The following is a 20,858-nucleotide window of genomic DNA, read 5'->3' as shown; positions in this document are numbered from 1 at the left end:
GAAAAGGATATCACTAGTAAAAGAAGCACACTTTGGTATATGATAGGAATCTATGATTTTCAGGATGAACCAAGGGAGTTGTCGTGAATATGGAAATGACCATTACAAGAGCATTAAGTGAACTGAAAATGTTAGATAAAAGGATCAACCGAACCGTTGATGACGCCGTACTTGGTGGATTGATGATCGGGAAACATATACAGCACGGATTTCAGAATCAAGAAGAAGTTGAAAAAAAGGCGAAGGCTGATGATCAATCGATTCAAGCTTTAATCAAACGCCGGAATGCCATCAAATCAGCTATCGTTGTATCAAATGCAACCACAATGATTGATGTGGCAGGTGTCCGTATGACGGTGGCAGAGGCGATTGAACGTAAGACGTCGATAGACTACGATATTCGTTATTTACGGAAAATGAAACAAGTGTACAAAGAGCTGGTCGACAAAGCAGAACAAACGAATGAAGATGTGAAAAGGAGACTTGATCAGCATTTAGAAACCTTGTTTGGGAAAGATGGAAAGACACAAGCGGCTGCCAACCAAGAGATCGTGAAGTCTTTTCTAGCTGAAAATGAGGCAGTGATCATCGATCCGCTTCGCCTTCGAGTAAAAATTGAACAGCTTTCAAAAGAAATTGAAGATTTCCAAATGGAAGTTGATTTTTCCTTGTCTGAAAGCAATACATTGACGAAAATACAGATCGATTAATTGATTTTGTTAGTAAGCCGAAAATCGATAGAACTAAACACCTCCGAGGGAAAGGTCATTCCCTCCTCATCTGATGATCATCTTAGGATGATCCTTGATAAAAGCTCAAAGCTGAACGTTCAAGGATCAAAGTTTAAGTGTAAAAGTTCTTATCCATCAAAGCTTAAGATTAAAAGTTAAACGCTCGATCGAATCTGGGAGTAACGGCTGATGAGTGTTTGTTTATCGACTCTTTCGGTTGCCGCCCAGCAGGTTTGCTAACAAAAAGAAAAGGATGTCACCTGATGACATCCTTTTTTTCTATGAGATTAGTAACGTGATGTATACGCCAAATGGTACACACTTGTGACATTTGAAGATAGTTTGATGTCGTTTGACGTGAACGTCACTGGAACGATATCGTAGTAATGTGTAGACCAGCCTGCATTATTGTATGATTGGTAGCCTGCACCTGCAGGAACTTGAAACGTGAGTGAAAACTGTCCATTCTCATCTGTTGTGCCTGTCGCTGTTTGAGCATATGATTTGATTGCTGCTTCAAAATAAAGCTGGATCGGCTGATTAGGCATGAGGTTTCCGCTTGCATCTTTTAGTGTCCCTTTAAACGTAGCTGGATAATAAGAACCCACGCGATATTTACTGCCATAGCCGTAATTCACTATACCACTATCGGCTGCTGTGACACTTGTTACTTGTACGGATGCTGGTACTGCACCTGTTTCTTCAGCATGTGCAAAGCTTGGGAATACGAGAAGCAATGATAGAAAGAAAGCAAACATGATTTTTTTCATCGATAAATCCTCCTTTTATTTCCTACTATATTACTATCGACAGGAATTGGTATTTTTCCAGTATAAAACAAAAGAACTTCCCTTTTTTAGAAAGGGAAGTTCTTCTTTTATTTTTTCACAACCACTTTTACTGCTTTGCTTTCTCTTTTTCTCACATCTGAAGCAGTCACATACAAAACCGTTTTGGCTTTTTGTGGTTTTATTTGGGCAGTAAATGTGCCCTTGCTATTGGTTTTGACTGTTTTGATGACTTTCTTTGATTTGTTTTTCACTTTAATGGTCAAGCCCGCACCCGCAGTCCCTTTGACCGCTTTACTTTTGACTGTTACTTTGCTCACTTTCGGCTTAGCTGGTGCTTTGCCTTTTTTCACGACGGTTTTGAGCGTCGTAGAGGCCTTTCCTTTTGAAATTTTAATTTGAAGGACCTTGTTTTTGTTCTGATGTTTAATCTTCACACTAAAGGTTCCTTTTTTGCCTGCTATGCCTTTTCCAAGCAGGGTTTTTCCTCTATACACAGAAATAGCAGCGCCAGCTTTTGCTTTACCTGTCACCTTTTGATGCTGATCCTCCACTTTGCTCACAGATGCATTCAATTCGACAGCACTTAATGCAGCAAATGCATTCAGTCTGCCGTGTCCTGTCATCCAATCGACACCTGGAATTTTTGGATCAACAATTGGTTCATCGTTTTCATCATAGAAAACGTCGTCTTTTCCATCAATAGATTTAAATGAGATATCATCTGCTGTATTTTGCAAAAGATTTCTCACTTGATTTGGCTTCAAGGATGGATTTTTAGAAAGCAGTAATCCTGCTGCTGCTGCCACATATGGTGTCGCCATTGATGTCCCGCTAAGGTATGAGACGTTCCCATCAGGCATTAAGCTCGGAATATCAGAACCTGGTGCTGACATGCTCAGTCCTTTGCCATAACTTGAGAACTCAGCGGCAATATCCATACGGTTGCTTGCGCCAACCGCCATTGCGTATTTTGACGTCGCAGGGTAGCCCATTTCTGGTACGCCATCATTTCCACTTGCCACGACGACTAGTACATTTCTTTGTGCAGCATAATTCATTGCATATTCAATCACTCTGCTGTAGTAGCCGCCAAGGCTCATGTTGATCACCTTTGCGCCTTTGTCCACTGCATGCTTGATGCCAAGTGCAATATGCTCTGTATCGCCAAATCCATAAGCATCCAGCACCTTCACTGGAATGATGCCCGTATGTTGGTTGAGACCTGCCATTGAGTAATGGTTATCGGATTTTGCGGCAATGATGCCTGCCACATGCGTACCGTGTCCATTGTCATCAATCGCATCTTTGTTGCGTCCAATGAGATTCGCACCTAAGTCTGTACGAACAGTCCCGCTTAAATCTGTCAAACGGCTGTCTACACCTGTATCCACAACAGCAATTAATGTTTGCTTCATTTTGCTTGTGCCAATCAGTGTATTCATTTGTTCAAATTTGACGTCAGCGCCTTTTTTCCCACTGTTTTGCGCACTGTTTTTCAGCGGCCACTGATAAGCATACTGCGCGTCGTTGCTTAGCGCACGATAGGTTTGAACAGGCTCTGCAAATTCAACATTCGGCATGCTGGAAAGCTTTCTTGCCGTGCTCTTGATGGCCGCTTTGCCTGCTTTTAGTGTCTTTCCAGCTGATTCTTGCCCTGCTGGTACATCATAGACATACATGCCTTTGAATAAAGGACTGACTGACTGTGATGTCACACGGTTTTCTTGGATACCGTAGCTTTTCATCTTCTTTTTCGCAGATTGAAGTGTTTGGCCATCCTTTAATTTAAAAATGATCTTATTCGTTTTAACCTTCTCTTCTTTTACAAGCTTTTGTTTCTCTAATACATAACCAGCTGATTTTCCTTCAAGCTGATCAATGCCAATTTTTTGACTGACAGCTTCTAATTCCTTTTTTAAATAAGCCGGACTTGCTTCTTTGAGCATATCAAAAAGGGAGCGAATCGCCTGCTGTTCTTTTTCTGTTACGATATGACCGCTAAATGCACCATATTTCTCTACGTCACTTAGCAGCGTTTTTAATGTGAGCAGATGATTGTATACCTTTTGCTGCTCTTTTTGATGTTTGATGAGCTTCGATTTGAGAAACGGTTTTGTTTTTTGGAGCAGACGCGAAAGCTTCAGACCTTCTGAAGTCTCATTAAATCGTTTATCTTCGATTGTACGAATCGATTGTAGAATTTCACGCCCGTACTTTTTCTCAATAATGATGATTTCAGGCTCATCTTCTTCAGGGAAAACGGGTTCAGAAGGCGGAAGGTTAGCTCCTTTATATCCGATTGTATATGCCGCATCCTCTTCCTCATCACGGCTGTCTTCCTCTGACCCTAAATAGAGCACTTTGACATAATAGGGACCTGACCATGCGTGCGGGAAGTTGATCTCTGTCTCTCCGCTTGCTGTGTCTACGCGATACCTTGAATAGGTGTCATCCTTCATCGCTCTGTCCTTACTTGGATAGACCGATACGGACAGCACTTGTTTACTTTTCAAAGAAATTTGCATATGTGTATGTTTTGCCACTTCTTGTGCAGATGGCGTGATTTGATACCATGACTCTTCCTTTTCATTCTGTAATGTACCTGAGATGACTTCACCATTTTTTAACCCAATGGCTTCATTGACACTTGTTCCATGACTGGCAGCTGCTGCCTCGTATCCAGGTAATGCTGCCATACATAGAATGATGGCCATGAGTACGACCACACAGGATTTGACCTGCTTTTTGAACATGAAAAGACCCCCTTATCTTTTATGATACCTTGGAAGAATATCACAGAAATACATTTAGTAGAATCTGTTTTTTATATAATTAAACTCGTTTTAAGCTAGGATTTGAGATATTCAGTCAGCAAGACGGGTAGCTTCATAAACTTTTTGCCATTTCAAACGGAAAATGATGCTATTTAACCATGCTGAAAAGTACATTACAATCAACTTGTAAGCGCTTAACAAACAAGAGAGAAGGGATCAGCTTGTTCCAAAAAGATCATGTTTTCACACAAGTAAACGGACGATCAAAGAATGAGATTTTACAATACATTTCCGAGAAAGCTGAAGACCTTCAGATTACAAACGATCAAGCAGGGCTATTAACGGATTTATTGAAACGGGAAGACGAAGTCTCAACAGGACTTCAACAAGGCTTCGCCATTCCACATACAAAAAGCTCCGCTGTACAAACGGCTTCACTTCTTTTTTTAGAACTTGAACAACCCATTGAATGGGGAAGCTTCGACGATTTGCCCACAAGCTATTTATTTACACTGCTCGTTCCACTAGAAGAAGCAAATGTCACACATCTGAAACTACTGTCAGGTATTGCGACAAGCCTAATGGAACCTGCTTTTATCGAAAAAATTCAACCAGGTCAAACAGCTGATTACTATTACGAAGTCATTGAACAACAATTGAAAGAGGGGATTACACAATGAAAATTGTCGGTGTCACTTCATGTCCAGCAGGGTTAGCTCATACACCAATGGCAGCCAAAGCGTTAGAAAATGCGGGTAAACAACTCGGACACGAGATCAAAATCGAACAGCAAGGGATTATGGGACAGGTGAACGGCATTACAGCAGAGGAAGCAAAGCAGGCAGACCTCTGCATCATTGCCTCAAATCAGCATATCAACGATGCAGAACGCTTCTCAGGCATTCCCACTGTACGTGTCGAAATCGGACGTGCCTTAAAAAATGCTGAACAAATTATCACCAAAGCCGTAGCACTTGTAGAAAAGAAAAAGTCTGAATCTCAATAAACATGAGCAATGCCATATAGAAAGGAGCAAAGAAAATGAAAGCAAAATTAAAAGTCATTGAAGGCCATCTTATGACCGGTATTTCTTATATTCTTCCTGTAATCATCGGTGCTTCACTTATCGTTGGTTTAGCAAAATTGGTCGGGTTAGGGTTTGGTGTTTCAGATTTAAACACCTATAAGGATGCTGGCGGCATACTGCACGGTGCCTATTTAATGGAGCAGGTTGGCTGGACAGGCATTGGCTTAATGAACGTCCTGCTCGCTGGATTTATCGCCTATTCCATTGCAGATAAATCAGGTCTTGCAGCTGGTTTTATCGGCGGTGCCCTTGCCAGCTCAACAAATGCCGGATTTATAGGTGCCGTCATTGCAGGCTTCTTCGCAGGATATGTTGCTCTTTTTGTGAAAAGAAAAATTCAAATTCAAGGCTCTGCAGCTGGGCTCGTCCCTCTGCTCATCCTGCCGCTCATTACCGTTGGCTTAACCGGACTTCTTATGTCAGTTCTTCTAGGCGGACCATTAGGCGCTTTGAACACGGCATTAATTGAATGGATTAAAGGCATGGTCGCTGATGGAACAAGCACACTTGCGCTCGCTCTCATTTTAGGTGCGATGATTGGCTTCGATCTTGGCGGACCGGTGAATAAGTCAGCATGGATGGCTGGTAACGCGCTCTTCCTATCAGGCGTCTACCTCCCTGCCATTCTTGTCAATATTGCGATTGTCATTCCACCGCTTGGATACGGGCTTGCGACATTGATTCGAAAACGCAACTTCTCTCCAACCTTTAGAGAAGCCGGACGAGGCGGACTTGTTATGGGCATTATCGGTATTACGGAAGGGGCGATCCCTTTTACCCTCGTCAATCCTTTGAAATTGATTCCGCTCAATGTTGTCGCATGTGCTGTTGGAAGCGGGGTCGCAGCATTATTAGGAGTTCATGACATCATGCCGCCAATTGGCGGGCTATACGGCTTCTTCTCAGTCGGAAACTGGTGGGCTTATTTAATCGGAGCCCTTACTGGCGCACTCGTCATCGGTATTGGCGCCAACCTGCTTGTGAATTTCTCTGAGAAAAAAGAGCCAAAAACGCCGGAACATGATCAGAAGCAGAAAGAAGAAGACGATTTTGACCTTGTGCTAGAAGGATAATTTGAACGAAGAAAGGTGTCGTTGATCAATGACTGTCAATGTACATGTGATTCCACATACTCACTGGGACCGGGAATGGTATTTCACCACCTCCCGCTCCCGTATCTACTTAATGAAAAGCGTAATGGACATTTTAGATACCCTTGAAACAGATGAAAGGTTCCATTACTTCATGCTCGATGCCCAGGCTTCCTTATTAGATGATTATTTGAAATGGCGTCCAGAGGATGAGAATCGAATCAAGAAGCTCGTCACAGCGAAACGTCTCATCATCGGCCCATGGTATACCCAAACCGACCAGCTCGTCATTTCAGGTGAATCGATTGTGCGTAACCTGCAATATGGAATTGAACGCTGTCAGCAGTTCGGCCACGTGATGAAAGTCGGCTATGTCCCTGATTCCTTCGGTCAATCCGCGCAAATGCCTCAAATTTATCGCGGATTCGGTATTGTCGATACAGCATTTTGGCGCGGCGTTTCTGACCATATGACCAATCATACTGAATTCAATTGGCGCGGCGCTGACGGCAGTGAAGTCTTTGCTGTGAACCTGCCATTTGGCTACTACTACGGCGGAAATATTCCTGAGAAGGATGAGGACTTACAAGCCTTTTTATTTGAAAAAATTGGTGCGCTGCAAGCAAAGGCCACCACAAAGAATGTCTATTTCCCAAATGGCTTTGACCAGGCACCGATCCGTAAAAACCTGCCTGACTTATTAGAAAAAGCCAATGAGCTTGACGAGCATCACTATCAAATCAGTAGTTTAGAAGATTATATTGCAGCCGTGAAAAAAGAGCGGACATCTTTTGAGACGTTACAGGGAGAGCTTATTCACGCGAAGCATATGCGGATTCACAAATCTATTTTTTCAACACGAGCGGATTTAAAAATCTTAAACAATCAAATCGAAAACTATCTCGTGAATGTGATGGAGCCTATCCTAACGATCAGCTATTCGCTTGGACACGACTATCCGCATGATACGGTTCGCGATATTTGGTACCTTATGTTTGAAAATGCAGCGCATGACAGCATTGGCGGCTGTAATAGTGACACGACAAACCAAGATGTCTTCTTCCGCTACAAGCAGGCAAAGGAAATCGCCGAGAATCTAGTGGACTTGCACATGCGTCTCATCACTATTCGACTGCAAACAGAGCAGGAAATCACGTTCACGTTGTTCAATACACTGCCTTCAAAGCGTTCTGAAGTTATTGAAGTCGAGACCTTTATCACGGAACGTCCATTTACGCTAAAGGATGCAAATGGACGAACGCTTCAGTACACAGTGAAAAGCAAAACCGATGTCACAGATTATGTGCTGGCACAGCAAATTTCTCTTAACCCAAGTAAAGAAGTGTACATGCCAAAGCAAGTATGGAAAGCCGTGCTGCTGATTGAAGCCATCGACTTACCGTCAGTAGGCTATACACAAGTGAGCATGGTCTTCGATGAATCAAGCGAATCTGTGTGGGAACAAACAGAAGGACGCGTGATCGAAAATAAGCACTACCGCATTGCGGCAAATGACAACGGATCACTGAACATCACAGACAAACAAACAGGCAAGACCTTCTCTGAGCAAATGATCTTTGAAGACAACGGAGACGATGGGGATTCTTACAACTATTCACCACCGCGTGAGGATCTGTATGTGTCATCAAAAGATCTTTCATCAGCGGACATCTCAGTGTCTAAAAGCGGTCTGCAAGACGAGCTGACCATCAAGCTTCAGCTCACTGTCCCTTATGACCTAGAGGCGCGCTCTAAGCAATCGGCTGCGACATCACTTCCGATCACAGCGAAGGTGGCATTAAACAAAGACGAGGCTATCATCCGTTTTCATGTAGATGTCGATAACCATGCATTGGATCATCGCCTTCGTGTTCTTTTTGATACAGGCATCGCATCAAACGTATCACTAAGCGATCAACAATTTGGTACAATCGAACGCCCAACAGAGCTCACGCAAGAGCTTGAATGGTGGAACAATGAACATTGGGAAGAAAAACCGATCACCATTGAACCGATGCAATCCTTTGTCGCACTTCGTGATGAAGCATATGGTGCCGCTCTGTTGACCGACTGCGTGAGAGAATACCAAATCACAGGAGAAGGTTACACAACGATTGCGTATACGCTCTTCCGCTGTTTCGGAAAAATGGGGAAAGAAAATCTCCTTTATCGTCCAGGACGCGCATCTGGGGAAAAAATTGTGGAGACACCTGACGCTCAGCTGCAAGGTGCACTGTCATTCTCATTTGGTATGCACTATAGCAAGGATGCAGTCAGCGAGGGACACTTAGCGCAGCTTGCCAAACGGTATACCACCCCTGTTCAATGCTACGAGCGGGCAGATTTTTTAAACGGTCGTTTAATTTTCTCTTTCCGAGATGAAAAAGAAGACTTACAATCTACTTATAGCCTGCTTGACATCGAGACAGATGGAGCCATTCTAAGCGCTCTGAAAAAAGAAGAGCATGGAACAGGCATTGTCATTCGTCTCTTCAATCCATATTTAACGCGTCAAACAGCCGCTTCAATCAATAGTTCATCTCTACAACACGGAGAAACAGCGAATTTAGGAGAAACACCTGAAGGACAGATACTCAAAGCACAACATGGATCATTACACATTGAACCGCTTACACCTTGTCAGGTACAAACCTACATTGTAAAGAAAAAATGAACATGTAGGGGCGGGATCCATTGGATTCCGCCCCTCTTTAATGGAGGGCATTGATCATGCGAATTGGAGGCATTGAAGCAGGCGGAACGAAATTTGTCTGCGGCTACGGAACAACAGACGGAACGATTGAACACATGACTTCCTTTGCAACGGGGAATCCAGATGAAACATGCCGGCAAGTGATCGATTACTTTACAAAGCATCGTGTTGATGCAATTGGAATTGGGGCATTCGGTCCTGTCGATGTGAAAGAGCAAAGCCCAAGCTACGGGACGATTTTAGACACACCAAAAACGGCCTGGCGCCAATTCCCTTTCCTCTCTACCTTAAAACAAGCCCTCGGGATCCCGATGAAGCTTGATACCGATGTGAACTGTGCAGCACTCGGAGAAGCCCATTTTTCAACTGAAGCAGAAAAACCTGCCTCCTTGGTCTATATTACTGTTGGGACTGGAATAGGCGGAGGTGCCTATATTGAACATCGCCTTATTCACGGATTGCTGCATCCAGAAATGGGTCATATCACCGTTCAGCGGCATCCTCATGATACCTACGGAGGCTGCTGCCCTATACATCATGATTGTTTAGAGGGACTGGCATCTGGTCCTGCCATAGAAGGACGCTATCATACACTGGCACCCATGCTGCCAGAGGATCATCCAGCCTGGTCACTTCATGCTTACTATCTCGGGCAGATGACTGCTAACCTGCTGCTCACCCTTTCACCAGAACGCATCATTTTAGGCGGAGGCGTGATGAAGCAGCCAGCTATGCTGCCACTTATTCTTGATGAAACAGACAAGCGGCTTCGCGGCTATTTGCAGCTGCCAAAGCCTTTACATGAAATTATCACAAAACCATCCTTTGATGGATTATCTGGTTTAATGGGCGCCATCGCTCTTGGAACGGATGCCTTACAGGCGCAAGGAGCCGCGCAATGATGATGACGGCAGATCCTCGAACCTATCAGCTGATTCAGCGGCTATTTGAAACGAAGGGGTTCGTGAAGCTGGAGGAGCTCACTGCCTCTTTTCGCTTATCTGACCGCTCTATCCGCAATTTAATCAAGGAAGCAAATGAGTATTTAAAGGAAGCTGGAGCCATGATTAAAACGATTCGCGGAAAGGGATATACTCTTTTAACGAGTGACCAAGACGCTTTCTTACTTTGGCTTCATCAACAAACACTTCCTGCCCGCTCTCTTGTCCCCGTCATGCCAGAAGAGCGTGTACGATTTATGATGAGAAAGCTGCTGCTTCAATCAGATTACTTAAAAATTGACCAGCTGGCTGAAGAACTGTTTATCAGCCGCATGACGGTCAGCAGTGATTTGAAAAAAGGACGAGAGATGTTAGCCCGTTACGGCATGACCCTTGTATCAAAGCCTGGATTTGGCTTAAAGATTGAAGGAGATGAGCTGCAAAAAAGAACATGCTATGCAGACTTACTTCTTGAAGAAGAGCCTGCTCTCTCTCATATCACCGAGCGGGAGCAGCTCCATTTTCCTGATATATCTCTTGAAACCATTCGATCTATTGTGTTGACGAACCTGCATCAAGAGTCATTGCTCATTAAAGATATTGCCTTAAAAAATTTAGTCATTCACTTAGCCATTGCGATTCAGCAAACACGAAAAAACCAGCGGGTATCGGCTAGTACTGCCCGCACACAAAGATCACCAGTTTTGATGAGAATTGCACAAAAAATCATACAGCAGGTGAGTGACACTTTTTATGTGACCCTATCAGAGGATGAAACAGATTACTTAGTCATGCATCTATTGGCGAATCAAACATGGAAAGAAGCCGCCCAGCATCAGACGACAGTGGAAGTCCAACAGGCGGTCACAGTCTTTCTACAGCACATTGAAAAAACAAGCGGCCATCGTTTTGCTGATGACAGCATTCTGCAGCAAGACTTGATGCTTCATATGAAGCCGCTATTAAATCGAATCCAATATGGCGTATCCTTACAAAATCCGCTTTTGCATGAGATCAAAGCGTCCTATCCTTACCCGTTTGATTTGGCTGTCAGCGGACTCAATGCCTTACAGCTGGTGCGTACACCAAATGAAGACGAGGCCGCATATGTTGCCTTGCATATCGCTGCTTCATTTGAAAGAAGTCAGCTCGACACCTCGCAAAGAAAGAAAGCCATTATCGTGTGCGGGTCTGGACTAGGGACGGCAAGGCTCCTTGAAATTAAATTGAAGTCAGCCTTTCAGCACGAGCTTGACATCGTTGAGCTCTATTCCTATCAGGATTATCTCATGAGCTCCTCTTTGCCTTGTGACGTCATCATCACAACTGTTCCACTCACATCAAAGGGGAAACCAGTCATTCAGGTCAGTGCCTTTTTTGAACAGCATGATATACAGCGTGTGAATGAAGTCATTCATTTATTAAATGGACACGGGGCACCCTCAAAAGAGCTGATGGCGTTTTTTCAAGAGCGATTGACTTTAATGAATGCTGACCTAAGCAGCAAGGATGAGGTATTAAATATATTATGCAGCCGTTTAGAGGCGCATCAGCTAGTATCGTCTTCATTTCGGCCTTCGGTGCTTGAGCGTGAGCAAATGTCGTCTACCTATCTTGGCAGCGGTATTGCAATGCCGCATCCGCTCATCACAAATGAAGGGACTTCCTCTGTAGCCATCGCACACTTAAAACAGCCGATTGACTGGCAGGGAGACCAAGTATCAATTGTCTTTTTATTAGCGATTCATAAGGATGACGCTGCCTGCATGAACCAATTCTTTGAACAGGCCGTCGATTTACTAGACAATCCAGACCGCATTCGCGCCCTCAAGCAAGCCAAAACATTTGATGAGCTGATGGATGCGTTGTTCCATTAAGATCAAATAAAAGGCCGCCCAGTTCATGAGGCGGCTTTTGTGTTATTTAGATATACGTAACATCAATCGTAGATGATATTTTTTCCTTCTTCACTTAATTTTTTTAAGGAGCTTAGCATATGATTGATTTCTTCATCGGAATGTCTTTCCCATGAACCTAATTCTGCGACTATTTTCAACGGAGATTTCGATCGATAAGAACGTGTTGGGTTGCCGGGAAATCTTTTGTCCGTCACATTTGGATCATTTTCAAACTCGCCTAACGGTTCTACAATATAAATTCTTTCTTTCGCATCAGACCTGGCTAACTCAGCACCCCATTTGGCTGCGTTTAGTGTTCCGGTGAAATAAATATGGTTCGATTTTTTATCCTGATAATTGGATAAATGCAGCGGTTCAAGCAGATCCCCAATCTTCAATTCTGCCTTTGTCCCATGAAAAAATGGCCCTGGATCTAACACCTTTTGCTTGTCATTCATACAGCCACACCCCTTATCGTTTTTGACTTGCGTATAACAGTATACGGCTAGATATGGGGGGAAAACAGTCTATAAATTTCATTAAATTCGGGGTATAATGATAGTAGAGAGTTAGATGTGAACGGACATAAATACTGTAAATAAAAATGGGAATTTCGCATTCACACCAACAATGACGAAAACAAGAATACCTTCCACAGCTGACAGAGTCACAATCACTCCATGGTTCATTGGATATTCCTTCGCAATTAATTTCTGTCCTATATAATTCAAACCATAAAAAATGAAAAACAATAGGAAGAACATATAAAGAATTGTCATCATATAAACAGCCCCTTTCTTATAATGGATATTTAACCAATTTTTACAATATACCATCAGACTATCATGTGAGAACAACTCGAACAATATGATCTTGCCAATAAAGTGAACAAAAAAAGCCAGCCACCCGCATAAGGTGATTGGCTTTTTTATCGTTACTTCCCGATGTTGTCTCCATTTTGTTGAATCAAGGTTTCATACCAATAAGAGCTCTTTTTGCGAATTCTCTTGAGGTCTTTTAGGTCAAATTCGTCTCGATTGACGTAGATGAATCCGTAGCGCTTGGAGCATCCTTGGTGTGTGCTGATTAAGTCGATAGCTGACCACGGGCAGTATCCGAATACCTCGACGCCATCTGTGATCGCCCATTTGATTTGTTCAATATGCTTTTCTAAATAATCAATTCGATAATCATCTTGGATTGAACCATCTTCTTCTAACTTGTCGAAAGCACCCAATCCGTTTTCCGTGATAATAAGCGGCAGCTGATAGCGGTCATAAATCTCGCGCATCGTTGAACGGAAACCGACAGGGTCAATCTCCCAGCCAAACGCATTTTTGCTTAAGAATGGGTTGTTGCCGCCTTTGTAGACGCCATCTTCCCCTGATTTCAAATGCTGATCTCCGCCGCGTGCAAATTCGTCGTTGCCATCTCCTTTACTCGCTTCAACCGTTTGAGAGGTGTAGTAGTTAAAGGCAATAAAGTCTGGTTTCGCGCTTTTCAAAATATCCATATCTCCCTCTTCGATGACAGGAAGAATGTCTTTTTCTTTCATGTACGCCCAAGCAAGGTTGTTATAACGGCCGAACACAGCCATATCAAGATAAAGCCAGTTGCGGATCGCATTGTAATTCGCCGCAGCAAGCACATCCTCAGGCTTTGGAGAAGCCGGATAAATGAGCGCGATGTTTGGCGCTGGTCCAATTTTCGCTTCAGGCAGCATTTGATGACAAAGCGTCATAGCTTTTGCCTGTGCAACGAGCATATGATGATTCTGCTGATACAGTTCTTTTTTTGGATTTTCTAAATTCGGATCAAGTGTACCAAGCGCTGATCCATGTAAGATCATCATGTTTTGTTCATTGATGGTCAGCCAGTATTTCACCTTCTGACCATACTCCTTGAATAGCACCTCTGCATAGCGTTCAAACGCATCCACTGTCCCGCGGTTAGACCACCCGCCCTTTACTTGAAGCGCATGAGGCAGATCAAAATGATACATTGTCACGATTGGTTCAATGTCATAGCGGCGCAATTCATCGATGAGTGAATGATAGAATTCAATCCCCTTTTGATTGATCTCCCCATCTCCATCTGGAATGATCCTTGTCCACGCAATGGAAAAGCGGTAAGCCTTCAAACCCATTTCTGCAAACATCTTCACATCCTCTTTATAGCGGTGATAGTGATCGCTTGCGACTTTAAAATCCGTTGTGCCTTCAGGATAACTGGCTCTCATGTCAATGACAGAAGGCCCTTTGCCATCCTCATTCCACGCACCTTCTACTTGATAGGCGGAAGTCGATCCGCCCCAGAAAAAGTCCTTTGGAAATGGTGCTAGTGTTGAATATCTCATAATTTCTTCCTCCTCATAATTAAACTAGATGTAAAAATGACTGTCCCGGAGCAATTTGCTTCTCCTCTGTTTCAATAATATCGCTAAACTCACCGGAATTGGTAATAATCACTGGTGTTGTGACTAACAAACCGGCTACTTGGATAGCTTCAATATCAAACTCTGCAAGCAGTTCACCTTCTGTTACGGTTTGCCCCTGAGTAACCTTCGGGGTAAAATGCTGACCGCCTAATTGTACGGTATCCAGCCCAATGTGAATGAGTACTTCTGCTCCGCTTTCAGAAGTTAGACCATACGCATGTCCAGTTGGGAACACCGTTGTCACAACTCCTGATACTGGTGCAAACAGCTTTCCTTCTGATGGAATGATGGCTGCGCCCTTTCCTAGTGCACCAGATGAGAATGCTTTATCCTGCACTTCCTCCAGCTTGATGACCTCGCCTTTTAAAGGACTTTTCACATGAGCTGCTTTGACCCCATGTTCGTTTTCAATTACCGGTGCAGGAGCGGCTGCCGGCGTTTCATCTTCATCTACTGGATCTTTAAATCCAATCAAATAGGTTAGGATGATAGAAAGGACGAACGAGACCGAGATTCCGATGATGAACCCTGTAAAGCCTTGACCGTAGAAAATCGGAAGTGTCAGTAAACTTGGAAGGCCTGACGCAATCGCAATACTTTGTGAATAACCGATGATCGCACCGCCGACTCCGGCAGAGATAACAGCTGCAATAAATGGTTTTTTCAAACGAAGCGTGACCCCGTATACAGCTGGCTCTGTGATCCCAAACACGGCAGAAACTGCTGTTGATCCAGCCAATGATTTCAGTTTTTTATTCTTTGTTTTCAGCATAACACCGATGGAAGCTCCGGCTTGTGAGAAGACCGCTGGCGCAGTTGCCGGCTTGATATGATCTTTCCCATGGACTGCGATATTATTTAAAATCACTGGCACAAGTCCCCAATGGATACCGAAGATGACAAGAATCTGCCAAGCCATCGCAATTAAAGCACCTGCAAGTGTAGGACTAAAGGAGAATACTTTCAGCAAAACAGCTGCAATGCCATTCCCTGCATACACACCAAATGGTCCGAATACGATGAGTGTCAGCGGAACAACCGTGACAAGTAAAATGAGTGGTGTAATAAAGTTTTTGACACTTTCATGAATGACTTTGTTAAAGAAACGTTCGATATATCCCATGACAAACACTGCCAAAATGATTGGGATGACCGTAGATGTATAAGACATTAAGACGACTGGAATTCCGAAGAAGGTCACATCTCCGCCGCCTTTTGACAATTCTTGAATGGTTGGGTAAATCAATGCACCTGCAATCGTTACAGCGACAAATGGATTCGCTTTAAACTTCCTAGCAGAAGTGAATGCGAGCAATAATGGCAGGAAGTAGAACAAGCTGTCAGACGCAGCAAATAAAATTTGATACGACGTATCTTCAGGAGATAACCATTTCGCATTGATACAAATACCTAATAGACCTTTTAAAATACCTGCACCCGCCATGACACCGAGAAGTGGTGTGAAAATCCCCGATACAATGTCGACGAATTTTCCGAAAAGGCTTGTGCTCTCTTCACCTGATTTTGCAGATGAAGCAGAGGAATCCTCTAATAGATTCGTAAACTCTCCGATTTCTCGATAAACCTCTGGTACGGTATTACCAATGACCACTTGAAATTGGCCGCCGCTTTCCATGACTGTGACGACACCATTTAACTTTTCAATGGCCGCTTTATCTGCTTTTGATCTGTCATTTAAAGTAAAGCGAAGTCTTGTGGCGCAATGCACCAATGAATGAACGTTTTTCTCTGTGCCAATGTGCTTGATAATGTCTTCTGCTAATTGACGATGACTCATACAAAAACCCCCTTTTTTTGAAAAAAATACGTTTTTGGGCAAAATAAAAACCTAAACGGGCACCAAAAATAGTCGCAGCTTGCTGTTGCGCTTTTTTAGTGAACGTTTAGGTTTTGCCTGCCGAACAGTCACAATCCTCTAAGACGATCATTGTGAAACCGTATTCTTTTATGTTTATGAGCAAATAGTACCACTCACCTTTTCTCATGTCAACGCTTTCTTTTAAAATCTATCATTATTTTTCTCGTTTGATCAGTCGATTCAAATGAATTGATAGATACAGCATCTCCTCTGATGTGAGATCTCGGTGATAGGTTTGATAGACATATTCTGCGATTTTCTTTGCGCAATCGTATGCTTTCGGATATTTCACTTTGATCAGCTGATATAAGTCCTGATCTTCGCTGACAAGCAGTGTTTCATTAATCAGACGCTGGACGAAAAAGCGCAAATGCGTGAGAAAACGATAAAAGTTGAGTGAGTCTTCATCAAATTCCATGTTGAGATGATATTTCACAATGGTGAGAATGGCATTGACTTCCTTTGTAATATTGACCGTCGTATTCATATCCTCATTGAGCTCTGCGTTAATGATATGCATCGCAATAAAGCCTGCTTCATCCTCAGGCAGTTCAATATGAAGACGCTCTTCAATCATCTCAAGACAGTCCTTTGCGACAAGAAATTCATCTTTGTATAAGCGTTTAATCTCCCAAATCAGCGAATTCTCAATCAGATGATTTTTCTTCAACCGTTCGATGGCGTAATGAATATGGTCTGCCAGCGATACATGCAGACTTTCGTTTAATCTTCGGTTCAGCTTTGTATGTGCATATTGGATCATTTCCTCCGTCACCTTGACCACATCATACGGAACCTCTTGAAGCAGCATTTTCATCCGCTCGTGAACGGAATGATCCTCTAGGCGGAAGACTTTATCAATTAACGTTTCGTCCACCGGGTCGCCGGGACGTCGCTTGAAAGCAATGCCTCTGCCCATGACGACGATTTCTTTCCCTTGTTCATCTATGACACTAATGACATTATTGTTTAGAACCTTTTGAATCTGCATTTCCAAACACCTCCGTCTATCACCAACAACTTTACTCAAAATATGCTCTCATCTTAACACAACTGTCAAATCACTTGGTGTTTTTATCTGACTTTTGCAATATAATTCATAAATTATTCTACCTCATCATTACTGGTCTGATCGTGCATCAGCCTGCATATATTACTCCAGAGGAGGTGACCTTTTATGAAGGCTTTTTTCTGGTCTGCAACATTTTTATTCTTTCTCATGTTCACCCTCATCATTCTAGGCATCGTGTTCTGGCTGAGTGGACAAGGCTTAGGTCAGCTTTGGAGATATGTGCTCATTTCACTTGTCACAGCTGCCGTTCTGCGCGGCGTCACCACTTGGCTGAAGCAGCATGTGATGCATCATTCATCCAAATAAAAACGGCTGCCCGCAATGTTCAGGCAGCCGTTTCTTTATTCTTTGGTTGCCGCAGCTTCTTTCTGAGAAGCACGCAGCTCATCATTAATTTTTTTCGCATCTTCTAAAAATTCTGTTTCATATCCACTTTTGAGTGCCCACATATAAAATAGCAGAGCAACCACTGTAATCAGTGCCATGTCCCAGCCATAATGAATGACGTTATAACCCCCGAATTTGTCACTGCCAAGGCAGGAAATCGTCATCATCACAAGCAGGTACACAACCATCCAAGCACCCGCCTTAAAGTTGCGGCCGAAGCCTTTCCACTTCGCTTTTGCTTGATAGTAAAAATAGATAGGGAGACCGATGAGAATAATGAACAGCACCTGACCTGTTAACGGCCATCTTGCCCAATACAGCGTCAATGAAGCAAAGATAAAACCGAGAGGAGCAATGATGCTTAGTCCTTTTATTCGAAGCGGTCGATATAAATCTGTCCCTGTCTTTCTCAGCGTCATGACGGTCACTGGTCCAGTCAAATAAGAAATGAGCGTTGCGACAGAGATAATTTCAGCAAGTACACCCCAGCCTCTAAATAAAAACAGAAAGATAAACGATACGGCTAAGTTAAAAAACATTGCTGGACGAGGCACGCCGTAAATAGGGTGCAGACGGCCAAGCACACTTGGCATGTATTTGTTTTTTTCCATTCCATAAATCATACGAGACGTCGTTGCGGTATACGTAATGCCTGTACCAGAAGGTGACACAAATGCATCCGCATATAAAATCAGAACAAGCCAGTTAATCCCAAGCGCAATGGCAAGGTCCGCAAATGGCGAGTTGAAATTCAAATGGCTCCATCCATTCACAATCATAGATGGATCAACAGCACCGATAAAGGCGACTTGTAAAAGGACATAAATCACAGTTGCAATAAAAATCGATCCGACAATGGCGATTGGAATCGACCGGCCTGGATTTTTTGCCTCACCGGCCATATTAATCGGGCTTTGGAAGCCATTGAAGGCAAACACAATCCCTGATGTCGCAACAGCCGTCAGCACACTCGCCCAGCCGTTAGGGGCAATACTTGTTCCAGAAGTAAAATTCTCACTATGAAAACCTACGAATAAGAGCGCACCAATTGTTAATCCTGGAATGACAATTTTAAACACGGTAATGAATGTATTCGCTTTTGAAAATAACCCAACTGTCCAATAATTTAGCAGAAAGTAAATCACAAGCAGCACACTGGCAACCATAAGCCCTTCTGTCGTCAACACCCCTTTTGTAACCAAATGGGTTGTCCACTTTGCCCACTCCCAAGGCCACGAGCTCATGTACTGGACAGAAGCAACGGCCTCAACAGGAATGACAGAAACAATGGCGATCCAGTTCGCCCAAGCTGCAATAAACCCAATAAAAGATCCGTGTGAATATTGCGTATATTTCACCATTCCGCCTGCCTCTGGAAACATCGATCCGAGTTCACTATAAGACAAAGCGATAAATAAAATCACAACCATCCCAATCAGCCAGGATAAAATAGCAGCAGGGCCGGCGATTTGAGCCGCACGCCAAGCACCGAAGAGCCATCCTGAACCAATGATTGAGCCAAGACCTACCATCATTAAAGCGAAAGTTCCCATCCTACGATGCAAATGATTCATGTTCATAACACCTTTCGATTAAAATACAGAGCATGTGTCAAGCAAGCATCTCTCTTTCAAAGCAGCTCACTTTTCATTTTACTGGCAAATATTTCTTCTAATGAACCTTTACCCTTGTTCATTTTTCGCCTGTTATATTATCTCTCAATTCTTCATTTTCTGAAATAGTCGAACATGCTTATTTCAAAAGAAAGCGCTTTTTCAACTGTTCATTCTATTAGACTGAATAACTACCTTTACCCTTATTTTGAAAAAAACAAAACAAAAAAGATAGAGGAAATGACTTCCTCTCCCTTCTAAACCCCGCCATGTATAGAAAAAAAGGATAGAGGGGGGTTCCCTCTATCCTTGTGAAATCGCTTGTTCTTTTTCAATGACAGCTAGTCTTTCTTGAACTTCCTCTTCAGATAAATTGTGCTGTTTCACATACAGGTTCCGTTCGCTTGTGCGGCATTCATGACTGCAGCTGCGCATATACTTATGCTCACTCTCTTCAGTGGCAATCATCTTGCGGTTACATGCAGGATTCGCACAGTTCACATAACGCTCGCAAGGCTCACCAGTGAAGAAATCTTTTCCGACAACCACATGCTCTGTTTGATTCACTGGTACTGTTAAGCGATTATCAAACACATAGCATTGACCGTCCCATAGCTTTCCTTGTACTTCTGGGTCTTTTCCGTAAGTGACAATTCCGCCGTCAAGCTGAGAGACATCTTCAAAGCCTTCACGCTTTAACCAGCCGGAGAATTTTTCACAGCGTACGCCGCCTGTACAATAAGTCAGGATTTTTTTCCCTTCAAGAATCTCTTTATTGTCACGAATCCACTCAGGTAATTCACGGAATGTCTCAATATCAGGACGGACTGCCCCTCTGAAGTGACCCACATCAAACTCGTAATCATTACGTGCATCAATCACAACAGTATCAGGTGATTGCATTTGCTCGTAAAATTCGACCGGGCTAAGATGTTTCCCCGTTAATTCTAACGGATTCACGTCATCCTCAAGGCTAAGGTTCACTAGTTCATTCCGATGGCGGACGTGCATTTTCTTAAATGCATGACCATCTGCTTCGTCAATTTTGATCGGCATAGACGCAAAGCGCGGATCTTCTTTTAACGCTTGCATGTACTTGTCCGTTTGCTCAATGGTTCCAGAAACAGTTCCATTCAATCCTTCTGCTGATACGAGGATACGGCCTAACAAACCAAGCTCCTTACAGAATGCTAAATGCTCTGCTGTAAACGTCTCTGGATCCTCAATGGGGACATATTGATAGTAAAGTAAAACGCGATATTGTTTTTCCATCTATATAAACACCTCTTAAATTTAATCAAAACATACCATTCTTTATCATACAGGAAATACATACCTAAAGGCAATGTCGGCGGCTTAATTCCATAAAACGGAAGGGCCTTTCTTCTCATATTTATTTGACAGAACTTTCTGTAAAATGAGATGATTTATGAATAATATGATG

Annotated in this window: 17 protein-coding genes; 8 read left to right on the top strand and 9 right to left on the bottom strand. The window is 43.2% G+C overall.

What is annotated here, in order from left to right:
• The first annotated feature begins 89 nt into the window (after positions 1-89).
• The gene (locus tag AMR95_RS00445) at positions 90-710 is read left to right on the top strand and encodes a hypothetical protein (RefSeq protein ID WP_039176173.1); all 621 of its coding nucleotides are present in this window, start codon (positions 90-92) and stop codon (positions 708-710) included.
• Between the two features lie 308 nt (positions 711-1,018).
• On the opposite strand, the gene AMR95_RS00440 is transcribed toward AMR95_RS00445, so the two are convergent.
• Positions 1,019-1,501 carry an Ig-like domain-containing protein gene (locus AMR95_RS00440; protein WP_058837247.1) on the bottom strand — a complete coding sequence of 161 codons (483 nt, stop codon included), beginning with the start codon at positions 1,499-1,501 and terminating at the stop codon, positions 1,019-1,021.
• A 107-nt stretch (positions 1,502-1,608) separates the two neighbouring features.
• Positions 1,609-4,275, bottom strand: a complete 2,667-nt coding sequence (locus AMR95_RS00435) for a S8 family peptidase (protein ID WP_058837246.1) — start codon at positions 4,273-4,275, stop codon at positions 1,609-1,611.
• A 179-nt stretch (positions 4,276-4,454) separates the two neighbouring features.
• Between AMR95_RS00435 and AMR95_RS00430 the strand changes: the two genes are divergently transcribed.
• The 6 genes from AMR95_RS00430 to AMR95_RS00405 are packed head-to-tail and all read left to right on the top strand — an operon-like array spanning position 4,455 to position 12,005.
• Positions 4,455-4,976 (top strand): PTS sugar transporter subunit IIA, encoded by a 522-nt coding sequence (locus AMR95_RS00430; protein WP_231746853.1) that lies wholly within the window; start codon positions 4,455-4,457, stop codon positions 4,974-4,976.
• Positions 4,973-5,302 carry a PTS fructose transporter subunit IIB gene (locus tag AMR95_RS00425; RefSeq protein WP_007498438.1) on the top strand — a complete coding sequence of 110 codons (330 nt, stop codon included), beginning with the start codon at positions 4,973-4,975 and terminating at the stop codon, positions 5,300-5,302. The genes AMR95_RS00430 and AMR95_RS00425 overlap by 4 nt, the downstream gene beginning before the upstream one ends.
• 35 nt (positions 5,303-5,337) lie before the next feature.
• Positions 5,338-6,456 (top strand): PTS fructose transporter subunit IIC, encoded by a 1,119-nt coding sequence (locus AMR95_RS00420; RefSeq protein WP_024424401.1) that lies wholly within the window; start codon positions 5,338-5,340, stop codon positions 6,454-6,456.
• A 28-nt stretch (positions 6,457-6,484) separates the two neighbouring features.
• On the top strand, positions 6,485-9,148 hold the full coding sequence (gene mngB, locus AMR95_RS00415) for a mannosylglycerate hydrolase (protein ID WP_058837245.1): 2,664 nt from the start codon (positions 6,485-6,487) through the stop codon (positions 9,146-9,148).
• A 56-nt stretch (positions 9,149-9,204) separates the two neighbouring features.
• Positions 9,205-10,089, top strand: coding sequence for an ROK family protein (locus AMR95_RS00410; protein ID WP_058837244.1), 885 nt, complete (start codon positions 9,205-9,207; stop codon positions 10,087-10,089).
• The gene (locus tag AMR95_RS00405) at positions 10,086-12,005 is read left to right on the top strand and encodes a BglG family transcription antiterminator (protein WP_058837243.1); all 1,920 of its coding nucleotides are present in this window, start codon (positions 10,086-10,088) and stop codon (positions 12,003-12,005) included. Before AMR95_RS00410 ends, AMR95_RS00405 begins: the two co-directional genes overlap by 4 nt.
• A 62-nt stretch (positions 12,006-12,067) precedes the next feature.
• On the opposite strand, the gene arr is transcribed toward AMR95_RS00405, so the two are convergent.
• The 5 genes from arr to licT form a co-directional block, all read right to left on the bottom strand.
• Complete coding sequence (arr, locus tag AMR95_RS00400) at positions 12,068-12,484, bottom strand: NAD(+)--rifampin ADP-ribosyltransferase (protein WP_058837242.1); 417 nt, start codon at positions 12,482-12,484, stop codon at positions 12,068-12,070.
• Between the two features lie 111 nt (positions 12,485-12,595).
• Positions 12,596-12,808, bottom strand: a complete 213-nt coding sequence (locus tag AMR95_RS00395; protein ID WP_058837241.1) for a hypothetical protein — start codon at positions 12,806-12,808, stop codon at positions 12,596-12,598.
• A gap of 152 nt (positions 12,809-12,960) precedes the next feature.
• Positions 12,961-14,382, bottom strand: a complete 1,422-nt coding sequence (locus AMR95_RS00390; RefSeq protein WP_039176157.1) for a glycoside hydrolase family 1 protein — start codon at positions 14,380-14,382, stop codon at positions 12,961-12,963.
• Positions 14,383-14,401: 19 nt separating this feature from the next.
• On the bottom strand, positions 14,402-16,261 hold the full coding sequence (locus AMR95_RS00385; protein WP_058837240.1) for a beta-glucoside-specific PTS transporter subunit IIABC: 1,860 nt from the start codon (positions 16,259-16,261) through the stop codon (positions 14,402-14,404).
• A gap of 235 nt (positions 16,262-16,496) precedes the next feature.
• Entirely contained in the window at positions 16,497-17,333 is an 837-nt protein-coding gene (licT, locus tag AMR95_RS00380; protein ID WP_058837239.1) for a BglG family transcription antiterminator LicT, read from the bottom strand.
• 186 nt (positions 17,334-17,519) lie between these two features.
• Here licT and AMR95_RS00375 point away from each other — a divergent pair, with 186 nt between their 5' ends.
• Positions 17,520-17,720 (top strand): hypothetical protein, encoded by a 201-nt coding sequence (locus AMR95_RS00375; RefSeq protein WP_058837238.1) that lies wholly within the window; start codon positions 17,520-17,522, stop codon positions 17,718-17,720.
• 35 nt (positions 17,721-17,755) lie between these two features.
• On the opposite strand, the gene AMR95_RS00370 is transcribed toward AMR95_RS00375, so the two are convergent.
• Both AMR95_RS00370 and trhO read right to left on the bottom strand, forming a co-directional pair.
• Complete coding sequence (locus AMR95_RS00370; protein WP_058837237.1) at positions 17,756-19,375, bottom strand: APC family permease; 1,620 nt, start codon at positions 19,373-19,375, stop codon at positions 17,756-17,758.
• Between the two features lie 342 nt (positions 19,376-19,717).
• Positions 19,718-20,686 (bottom strand): oxygen-dependent tRNA uridine(34) hydroxylase TrhO, encoded by a 969-nt coding sequence (gene trhO, locus AMR95_RS00365; protein ID WP_039176148.1) that lies wholly within the window; start codon positions 20,684-20,686, stop codon positions 19,718-19,720.
• Positions 20,687-20,858 lie beyond the last annotated feature (172 nt).

The organism is Bacillus sp. G1(2015b), from assembly GCF_001482475.1.
GTDB classification, from domain to species: domain Bacteria; phylum Bacillota; class Bacilli; order Bacillales; family Bacillaceae; genus Bacillus; species Bacillus safensis.
Note: the sequence above shows the minus strand (reverse complement) of the source record. Positions and strands in the feature narration are given on the sequence as shown.